This window comes from Peribacillus sp. SIMBA_075 (assembly GCF_046534585.1).
On the sequence record NZ_JAWRYN010000237.1, the window covers coordinates 1 to 350 of the forward strand.

The following is a 350-nucleotide window of genomic DNA, read 5'->3' on the forward strand; positions in this document are numbered from 1 at the left end:
CTATTAAAGCATTAAATCAAGATAAATTCGAGATTCATCCAATTTATATTACAGAACAAGGTCAATGGGTGCGCGGTGAGCGTATTGAAGGTGAAGTAACAGATGTTGAAGTTCTAAAAATGAGCGGCGCAGAAAATGCGATTTCTCCGTTATCATTAAGCACAGAAATCATTCCATCTGCAGCTTCTGAGGAAAATGCTATCGACGTTATTTTCCCATTATTACATGGACCAAATGGTGAAGATGGCACGATTCAGGGGATGCTGGAGCTTGCGAACCTGCCTTACGTGGGAACAGGTGTTATGGCCTCAGCGGTCGGTATGGACAAATGGATGATGAAAACGGTATTT

Annotated in this window: 1 pseudogene; it reads left to right on the top strand. The window is 42.0% G+C overall.

The annotated features are described in order from the left end of the window. A pseudogene (gene ddl, locus SB775_RS28035) lies at positions 1-350 on the top strand (D-alanine--D-alanine ligase); the annotation flags it as partial.